This is a genomic window from Streptomyces sp. NPDC090741 (genome assembly GCF_044769045.1).
Classification (GTDB): Bacteria; Actinomycetota; Actinomycetes; order Streptomycetales; family Streptomycetaceae; genus Streptomyces.
Window position 1 is genome coordinate 137466 of the sequence record NZ_JBIVXF010000001.1, and the last position, 20936, is coordinate 158401.

The following is a 20936-nucleotide window of genomic DNA, read 5'->3' on the forward strand; positions in this document are numbered from 1 at the left end:
CGGCCCGTCAGTCCGTCAGCGGTTGGCGAGCCGCTCGGTCAGCGCCGCGTGCACGTGCGGCGGCAGCAGGTGGGCGACATCGCCGCCCCAGGCCGCGACCTCCTTGACCAGGGAGGACGACAGGAAGCTGTAGGTGGGGTTGGTCGGCACGAACAGCGTCTCGACGCCCGAGAGCCCCATGTTCATCTGGGCCATCTGGAGCTCGTAGTCGAAGTCGCTGACCGCGCGCAGGCCCTTGACGATGGCCGGGATGTCGCGCTGCTTGCAGAAGTCGACGAGCAGTCCGTGGAAGGACTCCACCTCGACGTTGCCGTAGTCGGCGGTCGCCTCGCGGATCAGCTCGATCCGCTCCTCGACGGTGAACAGCCCCTGCTTGGACTGGTTGATCATCACGGCGACGTGCACGACGTCGTAGAGCCGGGAGGCCCGGCCGATGATGTCGAGGTGTCCGTTGGTGATGGGGTCGAATGACCCGGGACAGACGGCTCGGCGCAACTTGGGTCCCTCGCTCTCCGATGCGGGCATCATGAGTCTTCGCTGGTGAAGGCGGCGCGACCGTACCAAAGGGTGCCTTCGCCGTACTTGCGGGAGCGCAGCGGCTCGAAGCCCTCGGGCCACGGGAAGGCCCCGCTCCTCGTACTGCGCTCCACGGTGACGAGCGCATCGTCCGTGAGCCAGCCATTGGCGCGGAGTGTGAGCAGGATCTCGCCAAGATCGTCGTGGCCGACGGCGTACGGCGGGTCCAGGAAGACGACGTCGTACGGGTCCGCGCCGGCCGGGATCGCCACGATCTGCTCCGCCCTGCCCGCCCGGAACTCGGCGCCGGGCAGGCCCACCGCCTTGATGTTGTCCCGGATCGCCTTGGCGGCCTTGGCCTCGGGCTCCACCAGCAGTGCGTGGTCCGCGCCGCGGGAGAGCGCCTCCAGGCCGACCGCGCCGGAGCCGGCGTACAGGTCGAGCACCCGGGCCCCCTCGACGCCGTGCAGCGACTCCCAGGTCGAGAAGAGGCCTTCGCGCATCCGGTCCGAGGTCGGGCGGGTGCCGGTGCCCGGGGGCACGGTCAGCCGTCGCCCGCCGGCGCTGCCGGCGATCACGCGGGTCATCTGGGGTCCTTCGGTACGACGGTGATGGCTACTGCGGGGTTCCACGATAGGTCGTACCGCTCGAGACGGACCCGAGCGGTACCGGGCGACGAGGCTCAGCCCTTCTCCAGGTACTGCTCGCGCTCGGTGTCCAGCAGGGCCTCCAGCGCGCTGCGCAGGCCCGGCAGCCGCTCCAGCTCGGGGTCTTCGGCGACCACGCGGGTGGCCTCCTCCCGGGCCTGGGCGATGACCTCCTCGTCCTCGATGACCGCGAGCATGCGCAGCGAGGAGCGCACGCCCGACTGGGCCTGGCCCAGTACGTCGCCCTCCCGGCGCTGTTCGAGGTCGATGCGGGAGAGCTCGAAGCCGTCCAGGGTGGCGGCGACGGCCGCGAGCCGGGCCCGGGCGGGGCTCGCCTCGTGCATCTCGCTGACCAGCAGGCACAGGCCCGGCGCGGAGCCGCGCCCGACGCGGCCGCGCAGCTGGTGGAGCTGGGAGACGCCGAACCGGTCCGCGTCCATGATCACCATGACCGTGGAGTTCGGGACGTTCACACCGACCTCGATGACGGTGGTGGCGACCAGCACCTTGACCTCGCCGGCGGCGAAGCGGCGCATGACGTCGTCCTTGTCGGCCGGGTCCATCCGGCCGTGCAGCACCTCCACGGACAGCCCGGCGAGCGGCCCCCGCCTCAGCTGCTCGGCGATCTCCAGGACGGCCAGTGGGGGCCGCTTCTCGGCGTCGTCCTCGGCGGAGGCCTTCTTCTTGGGGTCGTCCTCGCCGTCGCCGATGCGCGGGCACACGACGTACGCCTGGTGCCCGTTCTCGACCTCCTCGCGCACCCGCTCCCAGGCCCGGGTCAGGAAGTGCGGCTTGTCCTTGGCCGGTACGACGTGGGTGGCGATCGGGGAGCGGCCGGCGGGCAGCTGGTCGAGTACGGAGGTCTCCAGGTCCCCGAAGACGGTCATCGCGACGGTGCGCGGGATCGGGGTCGCGGTCATGACCAGCAGGTGCGGGGGCTGCTTCCCCTTGGACCGCAGCGCGTCGCGCTGCTCGACGCCGAAGCGGTGCTGTTCGTCGACCACGACCAGGCCGAGGTCGTGGAACTGCACCTTGTCCTCGATGAGCGCGTGCGTGCCGATGACGACGCCGGCCTCGCCGGTGACCAGGTCGAGCAGCGCCTGCCGGCGCGCGGGCATCCCCATGGACCCGGTGAGCAGCACGACCTTGGTCCCCTGGTCGGAGCCGCCGAGCATGCCCCCTTCGGCGAGCTCGCCCATCATCTCGGTGATGGACCGGTGGTGCTGCTGGGCGAGCACCTCGGTGGGCGCGAGCATGGCGGCCTGCCCCCCGCAGTCCACGACGGCCAGCATGGCCCGCAGCGCCACCATCGTCTTGCCCGAGCCGACCTCGCCCTGGAGGAGGCGGTGCATGGGGTGGTCCGTGGCCAGGTCTTCGAAGATCTCGCGGGAGACGGTCTGCTGGCCGTCGGTGAGGGTGAAGGGGAGTTTGGCGTCGAAGGCGTCGAGCAGGCCGCCCGGGGCGGGGCGGCGGGGGACGGCCGGGAGCTGGGAGTCGGCGTGCCGGCGGCGGGCCAGGGCGACCTGGAGGACGAACGCCTCGTCCCACTTCAGGCGCTGGCGGGCGTCCTCGATGTCGGCCTTGGTGACCGGCCGGTGGATCTTCAGCAGGGCCTCGGTGAGCGGGACCAGTCCGCGGCCCTCGCGCAGGGCGTCCGGCAGCGGGTCAACGGCCTCCTGGGCGCTCGGCAGTACGGCGTCCACGCACTTGGCGATCTTCCAGGACTCCAGCTTGGCGCAGGCCGGGTAGATCGGGATGAGCTGGTTCGCGAAGGCGGTCGCGGCGTCCCGGTCGGAGGCGTCCGCGCCGAGCGGCTCGTACGCGGGGTGGGAGAGCTGGAGCTTGCGGTTGAACATGCCGACCTTGCCCGCGAACATGGCGCGGGTGCCCGGCAGCAGGTCCTTGTGCGGCTTGTGGACGCCCGCCCCGAAGAAGACCAGCTGGAGCCGGCCGCTGCCGTCGGTGATGGTCACCTCCAGGCGTTTGCCGCGGCCCCCGTTGAAGGTCAGGATCCGGGCGTCGGCGACCTGGGCGACGACCGTCACGTGCTCGTCGATCTGGTCGGCGAGCTCGGTGAGCGAGGTCAGCTCGCCGCGCTCGGCGTACCGCCGCGGGTAGTGGTGCAGCAGGTCCAGGGCCGTGTGCAGGCCGAGCTGCTCGGCCAGCACCTTGGCGGTGGCGGGGCCGAGCGTCTTCTTGAGGTCTTCGTCGAGCGCGGGCACGCCTTCATTGCACACCATGGCGCTGACAAGTCGGCTATTCGACCCCGATGAGCAGGGGCGCCGAGTACCGCCCGCCGCGGTAGGTGACCGTGTCCACCGCCAGGTGTCCGTGCTGTACGTACGCCTCCAGGCGCTCGGCGAGGGCGTCCGGCACCTCCGGACCCAGCACCAGGGTGACGAGTTCGCCTCCGGAGCCCAGCATCCGCTCCAGGACCGCCTGGGCGGTCTCGTCGAGGCCGGAGCCGATGAGGGCGACGTCCCCGTCGATGAGCCCGAGCACGTCCCCGGCCTGGCAGATGCCGGCGGAGGTGAACGACTGCCGTTCGGCGACGGCGAGTTCCCCGTAGCGGGTGGCGCCGGCGGCCGCGGTCATGGCGACCACGTCCTCGTCGAAGCTGCCCTCCGGATCGTGGACGGCGAGGGCGGCCAGGCCCTGGACCGCGGACCGGGTGGGGATCACGGCCACCCGTACGCCGTCGGCTCGGGCCTTGTCGGCGGCGGCGGCCGCGGCGGCGCGCTGGTCGGCGCCGCCGGGCAGCAGCACCACCTCGCGGGCGTGCGCGCGCCGGATGGCGTCGACGAGCGCGGCGGCGTCCGGGACCTCTCCGGGGCGGGCGAGCACGGTGGTCGCGCCCGCCTCCCCGCACAGTCCGGCCAGCCCCTCGCCCGGGACCACGGCGACGACGGCCCGCTGGACGCGCTCGCCGCGCGCCCGGCGCCGCTCGTCGGCGAAGTGGGTGATGCGGATCCGGTACGGCCGCCCGGCGACCACGCCGGCCTCCACGGCGGCGCCGGGGTCGTCGACGTGGACGTGCACGTTCCACAGTCCGTCGCCGCCGACCACCACCAGGGAGTCCCCGAGTCCGTCGAGGCGCTCGCGCAGCTGCGCCACGGCCGGCTCGGCGGCCTCCAGGAGGTAGATCACCTCGTACGCGGGCCCGCCCCGCTCCTCGGCTTCGCAGGGCTGCGGCGGCCGCGGTACGGGCACGGCCCGGCCGCGGACGGCCTCGGCCGCGGGCTGCTGGCCGGACAGCGCCTGCCACAGGGCCCCGAGTACGGCGACCAGCCCGCAGCCCCCGGCGTCGACCACTCCGGCCCGGCCCAGCTCGGCCAGCTGCCCCGGGGTGTCGGCGAGGGCCGCGCGGGCCCCGTCGTAGGCGGCCCGGGCCACGTCGGCGGCGGTCCCGGCGGCCGCCCCGGCCGCCTCGCCGGCCCGTGCCGCCGCGGCGGCGACCGTGAGCATGGTGCCCTCCACCGGGTGGGCGACGGCCCGGTACGCCTCCTCGGCGGCCCGGGTCAGCGCCTCGGCCAGCATCCGGCCGGCTCCGCGGTCCCCGGGCTCGTCGCCGAGTACGTCGGCCACACCGCGCAGCAGCTGCGCCAGGATCGTCCCCGAGTTCCCGCGGGCGCCTATGAGGGCGCCGTGCGCGTAGGCCCGTACGGCCTCGGGGAGGGAGGCGGTCGCAGCCGCGGCGACCGGGTCCACCGCTGTGGTCTCGCTCACGCCTGCGGGTGGTGTTCCGAGCGCCTCGGTCAGGGCGCGGTCCGCCGACTCGGCGGTCAGGTAGAGGTTGGTTCCGGTGTCCGCGTCCGCGACCGGGTAGACGTTGATCGCGTCGATGTCCTCGCGGGCCCGGCCCAGCGCGGCCACGGCCAGCGAGCTCCAGGTGCGCACCGCTTCGGCGTCGAGCTCGTCGGCGGGCTGCGGCTGCGGCTCGTGCTGCACCGGGCGTTCCTCCTCGTGCGGGCCAGGGTTCACCGCAGGGTAACCAAGGACTGCCGCGTGTCAGGGGCCCCGGGCGGGATCGGCGGCGGCCATGGTAGTTTTCTTGGACGGACGCAGTCGTTGTATGCTGCTCCGGTTGCCCGATGAAAGTCGGGCCAATTTCCCCCGGCAAACCACTCAGACTTCTCAGACTTCTGATCCGGTGCGCCGGATTTCACTGTAAGTGCATCTGAAGTCTTTGGAGTGACCTGTGGCTGCCAACTGCGACGTTTGCGCCAAGGGGCCGAGCTTCGGCAACAACATCTCCCACTCGCACCGCCGCACCTCGCGTCGCTGGAACCCGAACATCCAGCGCGTTCGTGCCATGGTCAGTGGGACGCCGAAGCGCCTCAACGTCTGCACCTCGTGCATCAAGGCCGGCAAGGTCTCGCGCTGACGCCAACCGTCGTAGCGCAGCCCTTTCCGGTTGCCAAGAAGGCCGGTCCACCTCGTGGACCGGCCTTTTGCCTTGTCCGGATCTGCGGAGCCGGACATGAAGAGGACCACCGCGTCACGTGACGCGGTGGTCCTCTGCCGTCCTGCCTCCGTCAGCGGTGCCACTGCCAGGCGTGGTCCACCGGGCCGATGCCGCCGCCGAGCGCGAAGCCGGCCGCGATGGCGCCGCTCACGTACTCCTTGGCCTCCATGACGGCCTGCGGTACGTCCTGCCCCTTGGCGAGCCCGGCGGCTATCGCACTGGCCAGGGTGCAGCCGGTGCCGTGGGTGTGCCGGTTGTCGTGGCGCGGCGCCCGCAGCCACAGCTGTGTGTCCCCGTCGGTGAGCAGGTCGGCGGCCTCGCCCCCGTGGGCGGCCAGGTGCCCGCCCTTGATCAGCGCCCACTCCGGCCCGTACGCGAGGACGGCGTCCGCGGCGCGCCGCATGTCGTCCTCGCTCTCCACCACCACGCCCGTGAGCTGCGCCACCTCGTCCAGGTTCGGGGTGGCCACGGTGGCCCGCGGCAGCAGCTCCTTGCGTACGGCGTCCAGCGCCGAGGCGGCGAGCAGTGCGTCCCCGTGCTTGGAGACCCCGACCGGGTCGACGACGGCGGGGGCGGAGGTGGCGGCCAGCAGTTCGGCCACCGTCTCCACCAGCGCGGCGGAGGCCAGCATCCCGGTCTTGACCGCGTGGACGCCCATGTCGTCCACGACGGCCCGGTACTGGGCCTTCACGGCCTCGGCGGGCAGTTCCCAGACCCCCTGCACCCCGAGGGAGTTCTGCGCGGTCACGGCCGTCACCACGCTCATCCCGTGCACGCCCAGTGCCAGCATCGTCTTGAGATCGGCCTGAATCCCGGCGCCACCGCCGGAATCGGATCCGGCGACGGTCAGGCACAGCGGTGGCGCGGCGGTCATCTGGAGGTCTCCTCGGTGGACGGGTCGGAGCCGAAGTGGTCCCAGCCGCCGGTGCTCGTCCAGGGGGCGCCGTCCACGGTCACCTGGGGCAGCGCGGACCGGTTCAGCACCTCCCCGATGACCTTCCACCGGGCCGGCAGTTTCACATCGGGCGGGAAGGTCGCCACGATGGCGTGATCTTCTCCTCCGGTGAGCACCCACTGCAAGGGGTCGACCCCGACGGCCTGCCCGATGTCGTGCATCTGCGTCGGGATGTCGACGGCCGCCGAGCGCAGGTCGATCCGCACCTTGCTCGCCTCCGCGATGTGCCCGAGGTCGGCGATCAGGCCGTCGCTGACGTCGGTCATCGCGGTGGCGCCGAGTCCGGCGGCCGCGGGGCCCGCGTGGTACGGGGGTTCGGGGCGCCGGTGCGCCTCGACGAAGGCCCGCGGGGAGCGGAACCCGCGCGAGAGCACGGCGAATCCGGCCGCGGACCAGCCCAGCCAGCCCGTGACGGCCACGACGTCGCCGGGCTGGGCGCCGGAGCGCAGCACGGGCTCGTGGTTGCGCAGGTCGCCGAGGGCGGTGATGGCCACGGTGATGGTGTCCCCGCGGACGACGTCGCCGCCGACCACGGCCGCGCCGGCGACCTGGCACTCGTCGCGGATGCCGTCCATCAGCTCGGTGGGCCAGGTGACCGGCAGCTCGGCCGGGACGACGAGGCCGAGCAGCAGCGCGGTCGGCACCGCGCCCATGGCGGCGATGTCGGCGAGGTTCTGCGCGGCGGCCTTGCGGCCGACGTCGTACGCGGTGGACCAGTCGCGCCGGAAGTGCCTGCCTTCCAGCAGGATGTCGGTGCTCGCCACGACCCGCCGGTCGGGGGCCGACACGACCGCGGCGTCGTCGCCCGGTCCGAGCCGGACCGCCGGGGTGGTGGTGAGCCGTGAGGTGAGCTCCCGAATGAGCCCGAACTCCCCCAGCTCGCCCACAGTGCCCTTCATCGCTGTGCCCCTTCTTGCCCAGTCCGCTTGCGGTCGCGAGCCGTCACAGCTCTGGGTACCGTCAACAGATACGTCAACTTCTGCTCTCCGTACGCCCCGCTGTGCGTGGCGCCGTGCCCCCGGGTCTCCCCGTGGTGCTCGGCAACGCGGTACCGTGGCGTCCCTTCTTCCCCGGGCCCACCCGAATCCCTTGGGCCCACCCGAAGGTTAGGGGAATCGATCCTCGTGGCCGCCCTGGAGGTTCCGTGGTACAGGCGTACATCCTTATCCAGACCGAGGTGGGCAAGGCGTCGTTCGTCGCCGAGTCCATCAGCCAGATCCCGGGGGTGATCCAGGCCGAGGACGTGACGGGCCCGTACGACGTGATCGTGCGCGCCCAGGCCGACACCGTGGACGAGCTCGGCCGCATGGTCGTCGCCAAGGTGCAGCAGGTGGAGGGCATCACCCGCACCCTGACCTGCCCGGTGGTCCATCTGTAGCCCCCGTCTACTCTTGGCCGGTGATGACCCTCCACCGCCGGCCCCTGCGTCTGCCCGCCCTGCCCGTACTGGTCGCGGTACTGGCCCTCGCGGGCTGTACCCCGGGTGATTCCGATGCCCGGGTGGACCCGCCGCCCACGCCGCCCGCCGACGTCGCGGGGTTCTGTGCAGCACTGCACGGAGAACTCCCGGAGACGGTGGCCGGCCTGGCGCGGGCCAAGGCAGCGCCGGAGTCGGATCTGACCGCCGCGTGGGGCGGCTCGGCGATCGTACTGCGGTGCGGTATCCCCAAGCCCCCCGAGATGGCTGATCCGAAGCAGGAGGGCGTCGAGGTCAACGGCGTCCGGTGGCTGCTGGAGAAGGTCCCCGACAGTGCCGGCGGGGGGTTCCGGTTCATCACCGGGATGCGGCTCGCGTACACCGAGGTCCGGGTCGACAAGGAGCATGCCACGGATGCGGGGATGCTCGTCGGGCTGTCCGCCGTCGTGGCCAAGACCGTCCCGGAGGGCATCTCCTCGTACTGACGGGGGCCCTGCGCCCCTTCGCACACCGACCGCCCGCCGGGAATCCCGGCGGGCGGTCGGCATGTACGGCGCTGCGGCTGCGGTCAGCGCAGGCCGGTGGAGCGGCTCAGGGCCGCCTGGATCAGGCGGTCCACCAGCTCCGGGTACTCGATGCCCGACTCCTGCCACATCCGCGGGTACATGGAGATCGGGGTGAAGCCCGGCATCGTGTTGATCTCGTTGATGACGAACGTGCCGTCCTCGGTGAGGAAGAAGTCGGCGCGCACGAGGCCCTCGCAGGACGCGGCGTCGAACGCCTCGATCGCGAGCCGCTGCACCTCGGCGGTCTGCTCCGGGGTGAGCGGAGCGGGCACGATCCCGGAGGCGGAGTCGATGTACTTCGCCTCGAAGTCATAGAAGTCGTGGCTGGAGACCGGCGGGATCTCGGCGGGCGCGCTCGCGCGCGGCCCGTCCTCGAACTCCAGCACCCCGCACTCGATCTCGCGGCCGCGCAGCAGCGCCTCCACGATGATCTTCGGGTCGTGGCGCTGCGCCTCGCGGATCGCCGCGTCCAGGCCGGAGGCGTCGTCGACCTTGGTGATGCCGATGGAGGAGCCGGCCCGGGCGGGCTTGATGAACAGCGGCCAGCCGTGCTCACCGGCGAAGTCCAGGATCCGCGCCTTGGCGGCGTCCCGGTCGGCGTCCCACTCGCGGGGCCGGACGGTCACGTACGGGCCGACGGGGAGGCCGAAGGAGGTGAAGACGCGCTTCATGTACTCCTTGTCCTGGCCGACGGCCGAGGCGAGGACGCCCGAGCCGACGTACGGGATGCCGGAGAGCTCCAGCAGGCCCTGCAGGGTGCCGTCCTCGCCGTACGGGCCGTGCAGCATCGGGAAGACGACGTCGACCTCGCCCAGGGCCTTGGGGACGGCTCCCGGCTCGGTGTAGACGACCTCACGGTTGGCCGGGTCGACGGAGAGCACGACGGCGCCGTCCTCGGAGTCCGCGAGCTCCTCGACGCTCGGCAGCTTGCGGTCGGCGATGGCCATCCGCGCGGGCTCGTCGGCGGTCAGCGCCCACCGGCCGTCCGTGGTGATGCCGATGGGCAGCACCTCGTACTTGGACCGGTCGATGGAGCGCAGCACGGCGCCCGCGGTGACGACCGAGATGGCGTGTTCCGAGCTGCGGCCGCCGAACACGACGGCCACGCGGGGCTTGCGGCCCTGCTGCTCAGGGGTCTGGGGGAGGTTCTCGCTGCTCATATCGCCACGACGATACCCGGTCGGGCGTCCGGAAAGGAGTCAGCGGCGTTCCGGTTTGGCGCTGCGCCCCATCAGTTCCTTCAGCGCGACCAGCGGCGGCTTGCCGTGGTGGACGATGTCGACAACGGTGTCGGTGATCGGCATGTCCACCCCGTGGCGGCGGGCCAGATCGGCCACCGACTGGCAGGACTTGACGCCCTCGGCGGTCTGCTTGGTGACCGCGATGGTCTCCTCCAGCGTCATTCCGCGGCCGAGGTTGGTGCCGAAGGTGTGGTTCCGGGAGAGCGGCGAGGAGCAGGTGGCGACGAGGTCGCCGAGGCCCGCGAGACCGGAGAAGGTGAGCGGGTCGGCGCCCATGGCCAGGCCCAGCCGGGTCGCTTCGGCGAGGCCCCGGGTGATGAGGGAGCCCTTGGTGTTGTCGCCCAGTCCCATGCCGTCCGCGATGCCGACGGCGAGGCCGATGACGTTCTTGACGGCGCCGCCCAGCTCGCAGCCGATGACGTCGGTGCTCGTGTACGGGCGGAAGTACGGGGTGTGGCAAGCCGCCTGGAGGCGCTGCGCGACGGCCTCGTCGGAGCAGGCGACGACGGCGGCGGCGGGCTGCCGGGCGGCGATCTCACGGGCCAGGTTGGGGCCGGTGACGACGGCGACGCGCTCGGCGGGGACCTTGGCGACCTCCTCGATGACCTCGCTCATGCGCTTGGCGCTGCCGAGTTCGATGCCCTTCATCAGGGAGACGAGCACGGCGTCGGCGGGCAGCAGCGGGGCCCATTCGGCGAGGTTGCCGCGCAGGGTCTGGGAGGGGATGGCGAGGACCGCGAAGTCGGCGCCGGCCGCGGCCTCGGCCGGGTCGGTGGTGGCGCGCATGTTCGCGGGGAGTTCGACGTCCGGGAAGTAGTCCGGGTTGGTCCGGCCGGTGTTGATGGCGTCGACGACCTCGCGGCGGCGGCCCCACAGGGTCACCTCGCAGCCTGCGTCGGCGAGCACCATGCCGAAGGCCGTGCCCCAGGAGCCGGTTCCGAAGACGGCTGCCTTCACGGGACGTGTCACTTCAGGTCCTCCCCCGCGGCCTTGTGCCGCTGTTCCAGCCTGGCCTTGCGGTGGTCGTACGGCTGCTCCGGCGCCTTCTCGCCGCGCAGCTCCTCCAGCAGCTCCGTGATGGCCGCCATGATGGTCTCGGTGACCTCCTTGAGCACGTCCGGGGTGGGTTCCCGGTCGTAGAACTCGGAGAGGTCCACGGGGGGTCCGGCCAGTACCTGGAGGGTCTTGCGCGGGAACAGGCGGACCTTGTCCTCCTTGGCGTAGGGCGGCATCGCGAGGTTCGCGCCCCACTGGGCCACCGGAATGACGGGCGCCTTGGTCATCAGCGCCACCCGCGCCGCGCCGGTCTTGCCGGCCATCGGCCATATGTCCGGATCGCGGGTGAGGGTGCCTTCCGGATAAAAGGCCACGCATTCGCCGCGCTCGATCGCGTCCACGGCGGCCCGGAATGCGTCCAGGGCGTTGGAGGTCTCGCGGTAGACCGGGATCTGGCCGGAGCCGCGCAGGATCGCGCCGACAATGGGGACCTTGAAGAGGGCCGCCTTGGCGAGCAATCGGGGCACCCGGCCGGTGTTGTACTGGAAGTGCGCGTAGGAGAGCGGGTCCAGATACGAGTTGTGATTGACGGCCGTGATAAACCCGCCGTCGGCCGGAATGTGATCCATTCCCCGCCAGTCCCGCTTGAAGAACACCACCAGCGGCGGTTTTGCGATGACCGCCGCCAGGCGGTACCAGAAGCCGATTCTGCGGCGGGACACTCGGACACCTTCCTCTAGGACCGGTGCGCGGCTGGGCACCTGGTCGGCCGGACAAGTGTGGCCTCAGGTCCGGTCTCTGTCGAGAACACCGTACGCCCCGCCCGGAGCACCGGACCTACGGGCCGACCGGGCAGAGGCGACAATGGGCCGACGCGTGACCAGGCCATGACCCGGCAATGGTCCACGCATGGACGGACGCGCACCGGAGGGAAGGGGGGTCCGCCACGAACGCGGTCTGGAGTCTGGTGGTCCCGCTGAAGCCCCTGGCGGTGGCCAAGAGCCGTCTCGCGGCGGCCGTGGGCGCATCCCGCCCCGGGCTCGCGCTGGCGTTCGCGCAGGACACCGTGGCGGGGGCGCTGGCCTGCGCGGCGGTCGCGAATGTGGTGGTCGTCACGGACGACGCCGAGGCCGGAAGGGAACTGGCGCGGCTGGGGGCGCGGATCGTGCCGGACGCCCCGGCCGCCGGGCTCAACGCGGCGCTGGCCCACGGGGCGCGGGAGATACGCAGGGCCCGGCCGGGGGCGGCGGTGGCCGCGATGAACGCGGATCTGCCCGCGCTGCGGCCGCCGGAATTGCTACGCGTGCTCGAAGCCGCATCCGTATTTCCCCGGGCATTTCTGGCGGACGCGGCGGGAATCGGCACGACCCTGCTTTCCGCTGCGCCGGACGTGGAATTGGCACCCTCGTTCGGAGGTCCGTCACGGGCCCGGCATTCGGCTTCGGGAGCTGCGGAAATAGCCCTCGCGGACGTCGAGAGCGTACGCCGGGACGTGGACACGGGAGCGGATCTGAGGACGGCCCTCGCCCTCGGTGTGGGCCGTCACACGGCCCGATACAGTGCCCGTATGCAGGCGACCGCGTACACGTACGACTCCCAGACCCGTAGCGGCAGTGTGCTGCTGGACGACGGCACCCCGGTGCCCTTCGAGGCCCCGGCCTTCGAGGCGGGCGGCCTGCGGCTGCTGCGGCCCGGGCAGCGGGTCCGGATCGAGACGGACGGCGAGGGGCCGGCCCTGCGGATCACGCTGGTCACCCTGCAGACCTTCTGACCTCAGCGCTGCAACCCTTCTGACCTGCACGAACAGTGCGGACAGCACCGCGGGCCGGCTTCCCCAGGAGGGGGAAGCCGGCCCGGCGTGTGTGACTCGTGGCCTTACTTCTTGCGGGCCGTGGTCTTCTTCGCGGTGGTCTTGCGCGCCGTCGTCTTCTTGGCGGGCGCCGTGGTCTTCGCAGTGGCCTTCTTGGCCGCCGGAGCCGTCTTCTTGGCGGTGGCGGTGGTCTTCTTCGCCGTCGCCGCGGCCTTCTTGGCGGTGGCGGTGGTCTTCTTGGCCGTCGCCGTGGTCTTCTTCGCCGCGGCGGTCTTGGCGACCACCTTCTTGGCGACGACCTTCTTCGCGGTGGTCTTCTTGGCGACCGCGGTCCTCGCCGCCGCCGCCTTCTTGGCGGTCGTGGCCTTCTTGGCCACGGCCTTCTTGACCGTCGCGGAAGCACCGCCGGAGAGGCTGCCCTTGGGCGCCTTCTTCACCGACACCTCGCCGCCCTTGGGCAGCTTCTTGGTGCCCGCGACCAGGTCCTTGAAGCCCTGGCCCGCGCGGAAGCGGGGAACAGAGGTCTTCTTGACCCGGACGCGCTCACCCGTCTGCGGGTTGCGGGCGTAGCGGGCCGGGCGGTCGACCTTCTCGAACGAGCCGAAGCCCGTGACCGAGACCCGGTCGCCCGCGACCACAGCGCGGACCATCGCGTCCAGTACCGCGTCGACAGCGTCCGCGGCCTGCTGGCGGCCGCCCAGCTTGTCGGCAATCGCTTCTACGAGCTGCGCCTTGTTCACGTCTTCCCCTTCGGAGACTTCGCCAGAACGAATGTGTTCAAGCTTATTTCGCACGTTAGGCGGATATATACCGCAAATCAAACACGAAACGGGCTAATCACCCTAGTGCCGCAACGGTGTAGGTCGTTACGGAGTTCCTTCGCATCAGTCGCCTTCAGGGAATCGACCCTCGTCGAGGTCCTTCATCAACCTGTCCAGGCGCCTTGCCGCATCGGCGAGATCGTGCTTCGCCGCGGCCGTGACGACCAACAGCTTCCGGGACAGCGCCATCCTTACGCCCTCCGGGACTTGCAGTGAGCGCACCCTTGTGTGTGCTTCTTTCAGCCGGTCCGCGACGAGTTCGTAGAGCTCAAGTTGACTGTCGCGTTCCATGCACAGATTGTGCCATCTGGGGCGAGTTGTCGCCTCACGGGGCCTCAACACACGGCTGTGCCCCCCGCCCGAAGGCGGGGGGCACAGTGTTGTCGATGTGATCACCCATAGGTGAATAAGCGCTGATCAGGCTGGAATCAGACCCTAGTCGTGCGCGGTTTGAAGCTCGGTCGGGCGCTTTCGTACGTGTCGATGTCCGCTTCGTTCTGAAGGGTGAGCGAGATGTCGTCCAGACCCTCCAGCAGGCGCCAGCGGGCGTTGTCGTCGAGTTCGAACTCCGCCTCGATTCCTGCCGCGCGGACCTGGCGGGCGACCAGGTCGACCGTCACCTCGGCGGTCGGGTCGGCCTCGGTCAGCTCCCACAGCCGGTCGACGGTCTCCTGCGGCAGGACCACGGTCAGCAGACCGTTCTTCAGCGAGTTGCCGCGGAAGATGTCGGCGAAGCGGGAGGAGATGACCGTCTTGAACCCGAAGTTCTGCAGGGCCCAGACGGCGTGCTCGCGCGAGGAGCCGGTGCCGAAGTCGGGACCGGCGACCAGCACCGTCGCGCCCTGGCGCTCGGGGCGGTTCGTGACGAACTCGGGGTCCTTGCGCCAGGCCTCGAAGAGCCCGTCCTCGAAACCGTCGCGGGTGATCTTCTTCAGCCAGTGGGCCGGGATGATCTGGTCGGTGTCGACGTTGCTGCGGCGCAGCGGGACGGCCCGGCCGGTGTGGGTGGTGAAGGCTTCCATGGTTCAGACTCCGGCGGTCGCGGTGGCGTCGGACAGGTCGGCGGGCGAGGCCAGATGGCCCAGCACCGCGGTGGCGGCGGCCACCTGCGGGGAGACCAGGTGGGTCCGCCCGCCCTTGCCCTGCCGGCCCTCGAAGTTGCGGTTGGAGGTGGACGCGGAGCGCTCACCGGGAGCCAGTTGGTCGGGGTTCATGCCCAGGCACATCGAGCAGCCCGCGTGCCGCCATTCGGCCCCGGCCTCCTTGAAGACCTTGTCCAGGCCCTCCTCCACCGCCTGCAGGGCGACCCGGACGGAGCCCGGGACGACCAGCATCCGTACGCCGTCGGCGACTTTGCGGCCCTCGATGATGCCGGCGACGGCGCGCAGGTCCTCGATACGGCCGTTGGTGCACGAACCTACGAAGACGGTGTCGACCTTGATGTCCCGCAGCGGCTGCCCGGCCGTCAACCCCATGTACTCCAGGGCCTTTTCGGCGGCGTGGCGCTCCGAAGCGTCCTCGTACGAAGCAGGGTCGGGGACGTGCGCCGACAGCGGCGCGCCCTGGCCCGGGTTGGTGCCCCAGGTGACGAACGGCGACAGCGTGGCGCCGTCGATGACGACCTCGGCGTCGAAGACCGCGTCCTCGTCGGTGCGCAGGGTCTGCCAGTACGCGACCGCCGCGTCCCAGTCGTCGCCCTCGGGGGCGTGGTCGCGGCCCTTCAGGTAGTCGAAGGTGGTCCGGTCGGGGGCGATCATGCCCGCGCGGGCGCCGGCCTCGATCGACATGTTGCAGATGGTCATCCGCGCTTCCATCGAGAGATTCTCGATGGCCTCGCCGCGGTATTCCAGGATGTAGCCCTGGCCGCCGCCGGTGCCGATCTTCGCGATGATCGCCAGGATCAGGTCCTTGGCGGTGACGCCCTCGGCCAGCTCGCCGGTGACGGTGATGGCCATGGTCTTCGGGCGGGCCAGCGGCAGCGTCTGGGTGGCCAGCACGTGCTCGACCTGGCTGGTGCCGATGCCGAAGGCCAGCGCGCCGAAGGCGCCGTGCGTGGAGGTGTGCGAGTCACCGCAGACCACGGTGGTGCCCGGCTGGGTCAGGCCCAGCTGCGGTCCCACTACGTGGACGACGCCCTGCTCGACATCGCCCAGGGAGTGCAGGCGTACGCCGAACTCGGCGCAGTTCGCCCGCAGCGTCTCCAGCTGGGCCCGGGAGACCGGGTCCGCGATGGGCTTGTCGATGTCCAGCGTGGGGGTGTTGTGGTCCTCGGTGGCGATGGTGAGGTCCAGCCGCCGGACCTTGCGGCCGGCCTGCCGCAGGCCCTCGAAGGCCTGGGGGCTGGTCACCTCGTGCAGCAGGTGCAGATCGATGAAGAGGAGGTCGGGCTCGCCCTCGGCGCGCCGGACGACATGGTCGTCCCAGACCTTCTCCGCGAGTGTCCTACCCATCGCTTTCCCTCCGGCTCACCGTCCCGGACCCAGTGGTTCGTGGACCCGTACATACAGACTCGCTGGTTCTTGGAAAAATTGAACTTGCGTTTCACAGTGTGAGACGCGAATATCGTTTCATGGACAACTCTAGCGGCGTCGGCGTTCTCGACAAGGCAGCTCTGGTATTGAGCGCACTGGAGTCCGGTCCGGCCACCCTCGCCGGGCTGGTCGCGGCGACAGGGCTCGCACGACCCACGGCACATCGCCTGGCCGTGGCACTGGAACACCACCGGATGGTGGCGCGGGACATGCAGGGCCGGTTCATCCTCGGACCGCGGCTGGCGGAGCTCGCCGCCGCGGCCGGCGAGGACCGCCTGCTGGCCACGGCGGGACCGGTACTCACCCACCTCCGTGACGTGACGGGCGAGAGCGCGCAGCTCTACCGCCGTCAGGGAGACATGCGCATCTGCGTGGCGGCCGCCGAGCGGCTGTCGGGTCTGCGGGACACCGTCCCGGTGGGCTCGACGCTCCCGATGAAGGCGGGCTCGGCCGCGCAGATCCTGATGGCCTGGGAGGAGCCCGAGCGGCTCCACCGCGGGCTGCAGGGCGCGCGCTTCACGGCAACGGCCCTGTCGGGCGTACGGCGCCGCGGCTGGGCGCAGTCGATCGGCGAGCGGGAGCCCGGCGTGGCGTCCGTCTCGGCGCCGGTGCGCGGACCCTCGAACCGCGTCGTGGCCTCCGTGTCGGTCTCCGGGCCGATCGAGCGCCTGACCCGACACCCGGGCCGGATGCACGCCCAGGCCGTCATCGACGCGGCCGCCCGCCTGTCGGAGGCCCTGCGCCGCTCCGGCTGACACCTTCCCGGCCGCAGGCCTCTCCCCCCACTCCCCCCGGGCCCGGGGGCGCGTACGACGCCGCACACGTCCGAACACGCGCCTCCGGGCCCGCACTTGTACGGGGCCGGGGCCGGCGTCGGGGGGCGTACGGGAACAGCGAAGAGGCCCTCCGCGATGAACGCGGAGGGCCTCTTCGGTGCGTACCCCCGACCGGATTCGAACCGGCGCTACCGCCTTGAGAGGGCGGCGTGCTAGGCCGCTACACAACGGGGGCTTGCTCTGTACTGCGCTGGGCTACCAGGACTCGAACCTAGAACAAAGGAACCAGAAACCTTCGTGTTGCCAATTACACCATAGCCCAATGTGGTCTATACCAGACCAGTACCCCCGACCGGATTCGAACCGGCGCTACCGCCTTGAGAGGGCGGCGTGCTAGGCCGCTACACAACGGGGGCCCTAGCGATCCTGCATCAAGACGTCCGGGAGCTACCCAATGGAGACCTTGCGGGAAGGATCTGTACCCCCGACCGGATTCGAACCGGCGCTACCGCCTTGAGAGGGCGGCGTGCTAGGCCGCTACACAACGGGGGCAAAGCACTGCGTTACTACTGCACTGCGCTGGGGTACCAGGACTCGAACCTAGAATAAGGGAACCAGAAACCCTCGTGTTGCCAATTACACTATACCCCACCAAAAGTCAACCCCCTCGGGGGCTTTTCTTTCGAGTGGCGCCTCCGTCCGGCCTTTCGGCCCGCTCCGGCGGCGCAGAAAGAACATTACCGGATGCCTGACCGTGCTCCAAAACGGGTATCCGAGGCCAGCAGCTCCGGGAGCCCGGCGAGACCGGCGATCCGGTGCACGCCCTCGGGGCCCGGCCCGCGCCCTCCGTCCCGGTCGAGCCAGACCGCGGTCAGTCCCGCGTCGCGGGCGCCGCGCGCGTCGATCTCCGGCTGGTCCCCCACGTACGCGACCTCGCCCGGCGGCAGTCCGAGCGCCTCGCAGGCGGCGAGGAAGGCCTGCGCCTCCGGCTTGCTGACGCCCAGTTCCGCTGCGCAGACCAGCACCTCGAAGCGCTCGCGCAGGCCGAGACGGCGCAGCTTCGGGTCCTGGTTGGCCGTGGAGGAGTTGGAGAGCACCCCGTGCCGGTAACCGCCCGCGAGGGCGTCCAGTACGGGCACGACGTCGGGGAACAGGGTCCAGGCGGCCTTGTAGTGCACGACGTACCGGTCGAACCAGTCGTCGGCCTCGGCGGGGCCCATCCCGGGCCGGCCGAGGAAGTCCCGTACGCGGTCGCGGCGCTGCTCCTGGAAGGTCACCTCCCCGGCGGCGAAGCGGTCCCAGTGCCGGGTGGTGATCTCCCGCCACAGCGCGAGCGCCTCCCGGGGGGACCCGTACCGCTCCGCGATGCCCTCCTCGGCGAGCCGGCGCGCGAGGCCGACGCTGTCCGCCCCGGTGTAGTCGAACAGGGTGTCGTCGATGTCCCACAGCACGGCGCGGATCGGCATACGTCCGACGCTACGACATATCGCGGCGCCGCCTCCAGGGTTTGCCGATGTCCACGGCCCGCAACACGCGTCAGGGGGCGGCGGCCGGGGTTCCGGCTGCCGCCCCCTGAGGGACGTACGTACGGGCGCCGCCTAGGCGGCGAGCTTCGCCAGGGCCGCGTCGATGCGGGACAGCGAGCGCTCCTTGCCCAGGATCTGGAGGGACTCGAAGAGCGGCAGGCCGACCGTGCGGCCGGTGACGGCCACGCGGACCGGGGCCTGGGCCTTGCCGAGCTTGAGGCCGTGGGCCTCGCCGGCGGTCAGGACGGCCTGCTTGAGGGACTCCGGGTCCGACCAGTCGGCCGACTCCAGGTTGGCGCGCGCCGTGGTCAGCAGGGCCGCGGGCTCGCCCTTCATCGCCTTGTCCCACGACGCCTGGTCCTCGACCGGCTCCTTCAGGAACAGGAAGTCGACGTTTGCCGTGATGTCGGAGAGGACCGTGACGCGGGTCTGGGCGTACGGCGCGATGGCCGCCCAGGCCTCGGCGTCGAAGTCCTCGGGCGCCCAGTTGGCGTGCGGGGCCTGGAGCCAGGGGGTGCAGGCGTCCGCGAAGGCCTTGGGGTCGAGGAGGCGGATGTGGTCGCCGTTGATCGACTCGGCCTTCTTGAGGTCGAAGCGCGCCGGGTTGGCGTTCACGCCGTCGATGTCGAACTTCGCCACCATCTCCTCGATCGAGAAGACGTCCTGGTCCTTGGAGAAGGACCAGCCGAGGAGCGAGAGGTAGTTCAGCAGGCCCTCGGGGAGGAAGCCGCGCTCGCGGTACAGGTTGAGCGAGGACTCGGGGTCGCGCTTGGAGAGCTTCTTGTTGCCCTCGCCCATCACGTACGGCAGGTGGCCGAACTGCGGGACGTCCGTGGCGACGCCGATCTCCATCAGCGCCTTGTACAGCGCGATCTGGCGCGGGGTGGAGGACAGCAGGTCCTCGCCGCGGAGCACGTGCGTGATCTGCATCAGCGCGTCGTCGACCGGGTTGACGAGCGTGTAGAGCGGCGCGCCGTTGGCCCGCAGGATGCCGAAGTCCGGCACGTTCTCCGGGGTGAAGGTCAGCTCGCCGCGGACCAGGTCGGTGAAGGTGATCGGCTCGTCGGGCATCCGGAAGCGGACGATCGAGGGGCGGTGCTCGCCCTGGTAGGCCTCCAGCTGCACCTGGGTCAGCTCGCGGCAGTGGCCGTCGTAGCCGGAGGGCTTGCCGGCGGCGCGGGCGGCGGCGCGGCGCGCGTCCAGCTCCTCGGTCGTGCAGTAGCAGTCGTACGCGTACCCGCCGTCGCGCAGGCGCTGGGCGACGTCCGCGTAGATGTCCATGCGCTCGGACTGGCGGTACGGGGCGTGCGGGCCGCCGACCTCGGGGCCCTCGTCCCAGGTGAAGCCGAGCCAGCGCAGCGAGTCGAGCAGCTGGTCGTACGACTCCTCGGAGTCGCGCGCCGCGTCGGTGTCCTCGATGCGGAAGACGAACGTACCGCCGTGGTGGCGGGCGAACGCCCAGTTGAAGAGGGCGGTCCGGACCAGGCCCACGTGGGGGTTGCCGGTCGGGGAGGGACAGAAACGTACGCGGACGTTCGCGTTAGCCACGCTTGATCACCTTGTTGGTGAGAGTGCCGATGCCTTCGATGGTGACGGCGACCTCGTCGCCGACGTTGAGGGGGCCGACTCCGGCCGGGGTCCCCGTGAGGATGACGTCGCCCGGGAGCAGCGTCATGGCCTCGGTGATGTGGACGATCAGGTCCTCGATGGAGCGGACCATGTCGCTCGTGCGGCCGAGCTGGCGCTGTTCGCCGTTGACGGTGCACTGGATGGTCAGGTCGCTCGGGTCCAGATCGGTCTCGATCCAGGGGCCGAGGGGGCAGGCGCTGTCGAAGCCCTTGGCCCGGGCCCACTGCTTCTCGCGCTGCTGGACATCGCGAGCGGTGACGTCGTTGGCGCAGGTGTAGCCGAGGATCACGTCCTTGACGCGCTCCTTCGGGACCTCTCGGCACATGCGGCCGATGACCACGGCGAGCTCCGCCTCGTGGTGGAGGTCCTGGGAGAAGGAGGGGTACGTGATCGGGTCGCCGGGGCCGACCACCGAGGTGGAGGGCTTGAAGAAGGTGATCGGCGCGTCCGGGCGGCCTTGATCGTCAAAGATGGCGTTGCCGAGCTCTGCCGCGTGCTCCGCGTAGTTGCGGCCGATGGCCACGACCTTGTTCGGGAGCACGGGCGGCAGCAGCCGGACCTTGTTCAGCGGGACCTTCGTGCCCGAGAGCTCGAAGTCCGCGAACGGGATGCCCTTGATGATGTCGAGGACGAGCTCACCCTCGGCGCCGGGGGCAGTGCTGCCCTCGACCGCGCCGAACGCGACATTGCCGTCGATGGAGAACCTGGCGATGCGCACGTGTTGCGTCTGCCCCTCTGTATTTCCGCTGGCTGGAGTCTGCGTGTCCAGGCTAACGCGGCGGGCAGCGGCGCTTCGCGCTCCTTTTGCCGAGTGGCTTACTGCGCGGCGGCGACCGGCGCGTCCATCAGGATCGTGCGGCGCGGGTTCGCGGTCTGGGCGGGCAGCTCGACGGCGTGATCCGGAGCCTCGATCGCCTGCAGCTCTTCGGCGTCCTTGAGGTGCGCGAGGGTGGTGCGGCGGGGGTTGGCTATGTTGCGGAACATCATCGTCGTCTTCACGGTGTTTCGGGCCCTCGGCTCGGTTGTCGGGTGGGGGGTTG

Annotated in this window: 21 protein-coding genes, 5 tRNA genes and 1 pseudogene; 5 read left to right on the forward strand and 22 right to left on the reverse strand. The window is 71.0% G+C overall.

The features are described from left to right. Positions 1 to 15: 15 nt before the first annotated feature. The 4 genes from coaD to ACIQU4_RS00620 all read right to left on the reverse strand — a co-directional run bounded on the left by coaD (position 16) and on the right by ACIQU4_RS00620 (position 5111). The gene (gene coaD / locus ACIQU4_RS00605) at positions 16 to 495 is read right to left on the reverse strand and encodes a pantetheine-phosphate adenylyltransferase (protein ID WP_199809308.1); all 480 of its coding nucleotides are present in this window, start codon (positions 493 to 495) and stop codon (positions 16 to 18) included. Between the two features lie 29 nt (positions 496 to 524). Then, a complete protein-coding gene (gene rsmD / locus ACIQU4_RS00610) occupies positions 525 to 1103 on the reverse strand; it encodes a 16S rRNA (guanine(966)-N(2))-methyltransferase RsmD (protein WP_403724027.1) in 579 nt (192 codons plus the stop codon). A gap of 95 nt (positions 1104 to 1198) precedes the next feature. Continuing rightward, positions 1199 to 3403 carry an ATP-dependent DNA helicase RecG gene (recG, locus tag ACIQU4_RS00615; protein ID WP_403724031.1) on the reverse strand — a complete coding sequence of 735 codons (2205 nt, stop codon included), beginning with the start codon at positions 3401 to 3403 and terminating at the stop codon, positions 1199 to 1201. Between the two features lie 16 nt (positions 3404 to 3419). Then, entirely contained in the window at positions 3420 to 5111 is a 1692-nt protein-coding gene (locus ACIQU4_RS00620) for a DAK2 domain-containing protein (RefSeq protein WP_403724034.1), read from the reverse strand. A 250-nt stretch (positions 5112 to 5361) separates the two neighbouring features. On the opposite strand from ACIQU4_RS00620, the gene rpmB reads away from it, so the two are divergent. Beyond that, on the forward strand, positions 5362 to 5547 hold the full coding sequence (gene rpmB / locus ACIQU4_RS00625) for a 50S ribosomal protein L28 (protein ID WP_030298506.1): 186 nt from the start codon (positions 5362 to 5364) through the stop codon (positions 5545 to 5547). A 151-nt stretch (positions 5548 to 5698) separates the two neighbouring features. Here the strand turns inward: rpmB and thiD are convergent, their stop codons facing one another. Then, positions 5699 to 6502 (reverse strand): bifunctional hydroxymethylpyrimidine kinase/phosphomethylpyrimidine kinase, encoded by an 804-nt coding sequence (gene thiD / locus ACIQU4_RS00630; protein ID WP_403724037.1) that lies wholly within the window; start codon positions 6500 to 6502, stop codon positions 5699 to 5701. Further along, a complete protein-coding gene (locus tag ACIQU4_RS00635) occupies positions 6499 to 7482 on the reverse strand; it encodes a thiamine-phosphate kinase (RefSeq protein ID WP_030162829.1) in 984 nt (327 codons plus the stop codon). The genes thiD and ACIQU4_RS00635 overlap by 4 nt, the downstream gene beginning before the upstream one ends. Before the next feature lie 245 nt (positions 7483 to 7727). Here ACIQU4_RS00635 and ACIQU4_RS00640 point away from each other — a divergent pair, with 245 nt between their 5' ends. Next, on the forward strand, positions 7728 to 7961 hold the full coding sequence (locus tag ACIQU4_RS00640) for an Lrp/AsnC family transcriptional regulator (RefSeq protein ID WP_030162831.1): 234 nt from the start codon (positions 7728 to 7730) through the stop codon (positions 7959 to 7961). A gap of 23 nt (positions 7962 to 7984) precedes the next feature. After that, complete coding sequence (locus ACIQU4_RS00645) at positions 7985 to 8485, forward strand: DUF3515 domain-containing protein (RefSeq protein WP_403724040.1); 501 nt, start codon at positions 7985 to 7987, stop codon at positions 8483 to 8485. A gap of 83 nt (positions 8486 to 8568) precedes the next feature. On the opposite strand, the gene ACIQU4_RS00650 is transcribed toward ACIQU4_RS00645, so the two are convergent. The 3 genes from ACIQU4_RS00650 to ACIQU4_RS00660 are packed head-to-tail and all read right to left on the reverse strand — an operon-like array spanning position 8569 to position 11525. Continuing rightward, the gene (locus tag ACIQU4_RS00650; protein ID WP_403724042.1) at positions 8569 to 9726 is read right to left on the reverse strand and encodes a D-alanine--D-alanine ligase family protein; all 1158 of its coding nucleotides are present in this window, start codon (positions 9724 to 9726) and stop codon (positions 8569 to 8571) included. 39 nt (positions 9727 to 9765) lie between these two features. Next, a complete protein-coding gene (locus tag ACIQU4_RS00655; protein WP_266636412.1) occupies positions 9766 to 10776 on the reverse strand; it encodes an NAD(P)H-dependent glycerol-3-phosphate dehydrogenase in 1011 nt (336 codons plus the stop codon). After that, entirely contained in the window at positions 10773 to 11525 is a 753-nt protein-coding gene (locus ACIQU4_RS00660) for a lysophospholipid acyltransferase family protein (protein WP_403724046.1), read from the reverse strand. The genes ACIQU4_RS00655 and ACIQU4_RS00660 overlap by 4 nt, the downstream gene beginning before the upstream one ends. A gap of 176 nt (positions 11526 to 11701) precedes the next feature. On the opposite strand from ACIQU4_RS00660, the pseudogene cofC reads away from it, so the two are divergent. After that, positions 11702 to 12373, forward strand: a pseudogene (gene cofC, locus ACIQU4_RS00665) (2-phospho-L-lactate guanylyltransferase); the annotation flags it as partial. Positions 12374 to 12678: 305 nt separating this feature from the next. On the opposite strand, the gene ACIQU4_RS00670 reads toward cofC, so the two are convergent. The 4 genes from ACIQU4_RS00670 to leuC form a co-directional block, all read right to left on the reverse strand. Further along, positions 12679 to 13353, reverse strand: coding sequence for an HU family DNA-binding protein (locus ACIQU4_RS00670; protein WP_403724049.1), 675 nt, complete (start codon positions 13351 to 13353; stop codon positions 12679 to 12681). A 144-nt stretch (positions 13354 to 13497) separates the two neighbouring features. Beyond that, positions 13498 to 13725 carry a hypothetical protein gene (locus tag ACIQU4_RS00675; protein WP_030009267.1) on the reverse strand — a complete coding sequence of 76 codons (228 nt, stop codon included), beginning with the start codon at positions 13723 to 13725 and terminating at the stop codon, positions 13498 to 13500. Between the two features lie 137 nt (positions 13726 to 13862). After that, positions 13863 to 14456 (reverse strand): 3-isopropylmalate dehydratase small subunit, encoded by a 594-nt coding sequence (gene leuD / locus ACIQU4_RS00680; protein ID WP_403724051.1) that lies wholly within the window; start codon positions 14454 to 14456, stop codon positions 13863 to 13865. Positions 14457 to 14459: 3 nt separating this feature from the next. After that, complete coding sequence (gene leuC, locus ACIQU4_RS00685; RefSeq protein ID WP_403724053.1) at positions 14460 to 15884, reverse strand: 3-isopropylmalate dehydratase large subunit; 1425 nt, start codon at positions 15882 to 15884, stop codon at positions 14460 to 14462. Between the two features lie 119 nt (positions 15885 to 16003). Here leuC and ndgR point away from each other — a divergent pair, with 119 nt between their 5' ends. Further along, a complete protein-coding gene (gene ndgR, locus ACIQU4_RS00690) occupies positions 16004 to 16720 on the forward strand; it encodes an IclR family transcriptional regulator NdgR (RefSeq protein ID WP_073911130.1) in 717 nt (238 codons plus the stop codon). A 183-nt stretch (positions 16721 to 16903) separates the two neighbouring features. Here the strand turns inward: ndgR and ACIQU4_RS00695 are convergent. From ACIQU4_RS00695 to ACIQU4_RS00735, 9 genes are all read right to left on the reverse strand, one after another. Beyond that, a tRNA-Glu gene (locus ACIQU4_RS00695) sits at positions 16904 to 16976 on the reverse strand. A gap of 15 nt (positions 16977 to 16991) precedes the next feature. Continuing rightward, a tRNA-Gln gene (locus ACIQU4_RS00700) sits at positions 16992 to 17063 on the reverse strand. A 21-nt stretch (positions 17064 to 17084) separates the two neighbouring features. After that, positions 17085 to 17157: transfer RNA gene (locus ACIQU4_RS00705), tRNA-Glu, on the reverse strand. Between the two features lie 63 nt (positions 17158 to 17220). Further along, positions 17221 to 17293 (reverse strand) — tRNA-Glu (locus tag ACIQU4_RS00710). 27 nt (positions 17294 to 17320) lie between these two features. Continuing rightward, a tRNA-Gln gene (locus tag ACIQU4_RS00715) sits at positions 17321 to 17392 on the reverse strand. Between the two features lie 86 nt (positions 17393 to 17478). Further along, positions 17479 to 18207, reverse strand: a complete 729-nt coding sequence (locus ACIQU4_RS00720) for an HAD family hydrolase (RefSeq protein ID WP_403724055.1) — start codon at positions 18205 to 18207, stop codon at positions 17479 to 17481. 132 nt (positions 18208 to 18339) lie between these two features. Further along, the gene (gene gltX, locus ACIQU4_RS00725) at positions 18340 to 19815 is read right to left on the reverse strand and encodes a glutamate--tRNA ligase (protein WP_403724058.1); all 1476 of its coding nucleotides are present in this window, start codon (positions 19813 to 19815) and stop codon (positions 18340 to 18342) included. Further along, a complete protein-coding gene (locus tag ACIQU4_RS00730; RefSeq protein WP_403724060.1) occupies positions 19808 to 20614 on the reverse strand; it encodes a fumarylacetoacetate hydrolase family protein in 807 nt (268 codons plus the stop codon). The genes gltX and ACIQU4_RS00730 overlap by 8 nt, the downstream gene beginning before the upstream one ends. A 98-nt stretch (positions 20615 to 20712) precedes the next feature. Next, positions 20713 to 20895 carry a hypothetical protein gene (locus ACIQU4_RS00735; RefSeq protein ID WP_383343187.1) on the reverse strand — a complete coding sequence of 61 codons (183 nt, stop codon included), beginning with the start codon at positions 20893 to 20895 and terminating at the stop codon, positions 20713 to 20715. Positions 20896 to 20936: the final 41 nt, after the last annotated feature.